2 protein-coding genes are annotated in these 2,357 nt (G+C 71.1%); one reads left to right on the top strand and one right to left on the bottom strand.

Features of this window, described 5'->3' with window-relative positions:
- Positions 1-1,474: transcriptional regulator (locus VF468_10015; GenBank protein ID HEX5878644.1), on the bottom strand; the 1,474-nt coding region annotated here is incomplete at its 3' end.
- A 151-nt stretch (positions 1,475-1,625) separates the two neighbouring features.
- On the opposite strand from VF468_10015, the gene VF468_10010 reads away from it, so the two are divergent.
- On the top strand, positions 1,626-2,357 hold a 732-nt coding region (locus VF468_10010), incomplete at its 3' end, for an alpha/beta hydrolase (GenBank protein HEX5878643.1).

The following is a 2,357-nucleotide window of genomic DNA, read 5'->3' as shown; positions in this document are numbered from 1 at the left end:
GCTCGCCGCGTGTGTCGTGGTCCTCCATGTGTCCTGGTGGGGTCACCGACGGGGCGGCTTGGATCCCGTCGAGGATGGTGCGGGCCGCTTGGCGCTCCAGGACGGCCCGGTGCTCGCTGCCGCTGGCCCGGTGCGCCCCGGCCAGGGCCATGCGGGCGGCCGCCGCCTCATAGGGGGCGCCGACCTCGTTCCAGAGTCGCACCGCCTCCGACAAGAACTGTTCCGCGCCCCCGGCATCGCCGTCGGCGAGCCGCACCCTCCCTCGAGCGAGGGCGGCGCCGGCGACCAGCGCTTTGCTCTGGAAGCGGACGGCGATGAGCTCCAGCTCGTCGGCGGCCGATCGGGCCCGGCCGAGGTCGCCGGTCGCGATCGTGATCTCGACCTGCGCCTCCAGCAGCGGCGCGCGTTGCAGCTGCGTGTTCGGTGGTCGCTCCTTGGAGGGCACCCGCACGGGGCGCTCGAGGGCGTCTCGTATGGAGGCCGCCGCAGTAGCGGCGTCGCCTTGGGCCAGACACACCAGCGCCAGACCCGGTTGAGGATCCCATCCGGCGCGATGCGCCGCCAACAGCGCCTCCTCCGCGCCGGCGATGTCTCCCTTGTGCAGTCGGATCCGTCCGAGCTCGTTCAGCGGCCACCCGAGCTCGCGTCGCAGATACGGGCGCAGTTCCTCGCAGGCGACCAGCGCCTGACGCTCCGCCTCGTTGCACGACCCGCGCAGCCTGAGGATCTCGGCGCGGTGGACCCGGCAGCGCCCGTGGAGGCTCCCGATGGCATTCCTCTCGCACCACCGCTCCATCGCCTCGGTCCATTCCTCGGCCACGTCATAGCGCGCCAAGCCTTGCAGGGCGCATACCAGCTCGCAGTAGACGACCCCTGTCGAGAATGGGTCGAGGTCCCCGGAGACCGTCGCCACCCCGGCCTCGTCCAGCAGCGCCAGACCTTGCTGGAGATCGCCGTCCAGGATGAGCAGCCGCGCCTCTGCCACCTGTCCGATGGCGCCCGCCGCCGGGTCACATCTCGACCCCACCTCGACGGCACGCCGGGCCCACGGCCGAGCGCCGGGCACATCGCCCGCCAGCATCCGCTCATAGGTGCGGACGACCGCGAACCAGGCGTGCGCCGGCGTCTCATCCCGACCTTCCAGAAGCCGCTCCGCTCGTGCCAACCAGCCTCGCACCGGTGCCATGAGCGCAGTGTCGAACAGCAGGTGCATCGCGACGCGAACAGCCGCACCTGCTGCCGCGACCTGGTCAGCGGCCTGCATGGAGGCCGCGTGGGCGCGCTCCCAGGCCTCGATGGTCACATCGAGATGGCCGGCCGCATAGGCGACCTCGCCAAGCACCGGCAGATCCATGGGGCCCAGGAGGCCTTCGGTGTCCGCCTCCATGAGCAGGTCGAAGGCCTGCCGCCAGTCGTTCAGGGCTGCCGCGTCACGTGCGCGCTCGACGAGGCCGCGGCCAGCGCCATCGCTCATCGCACGCCTCCCCGAATCGGTGGCCGAATCGGAGCCCGGGTCAACCGGTCCCGAACGTAACCGCGAGGGTTACCGCCGTAACAGTCTTCCTCACGCTTCTCGGGAGGGACCACGAGGCCCCTAGCCAACGAGGCTATCGCGAGGAGGACCCATGGAGACCGCAACCGTCAACGGCGTCGAGCTGGAATACGAGGTCGTCGGATCGGGTGAACCCGTGCTGCTGAGCAGCCCCGCTGTGCCGCGGGGCTTCTTGCCGCTCCTCTCCCAACCGGCGCTGGCCGACCGCTACTGCTTGATCAGGTACCACCGGCGGGGTTGGGCCGGGAGCGCCCACACCGCGCCGCCGGTGAGCATCGCCGACCACGCCGCGGACGCCGGTGGCCTGCTCGACCACCTGGGTGTCCGGCGCGCGCACCTCGCCGGCCACTCCAACAGTGGCCCGGTCGTCCTCCAGTTAGCGCTGGACCGTCCCGAGGTCGTGCACACCCTCACCCTGCTGGAGCCGGCGCTGCTCACGGTGCCCAGCGCGGACGCCTTCTTCAAGAATGCGAGGCCCGCCCTGGAGGCCTACGGCGCTGGCGACCACGAGCGGGCCGTGGCCGGCTTCCTGAGCGCGGTCAGCGGTCTCGACTGGGAGACCTGCCAGGCCGTCATCGACGAGCACGTGCCGGGTGGCATCGCCCAGACGGTCAAGGACGCCGACACCCTCTTCGGCATCGAACTCCCAGCCATGAGCGCCTGGGCGTTCGGTCCCGAGCAAGCGGCCGCCATTCGCCAGCCGATCCTCTCGGTCCTCGGCACCGAGACGGTGCAGCTGTTCGTGGAAGGCCGGCCCCTGCTCCACTCCTGGTTCCCGCAGGTTGAGGACTGCACCATCGAGGGT

This window comes from Actinomycetota bacterium (genome assembly GCA_036280995.1).
Classification (GTDB): Bacteria; Actinomycetota; CALGFH01; order CALGFH01; family CALGFH01; genus CALGFH01.
This window is presented reverse-complemented; position numbering and strand designations above follow the sequence as displayed.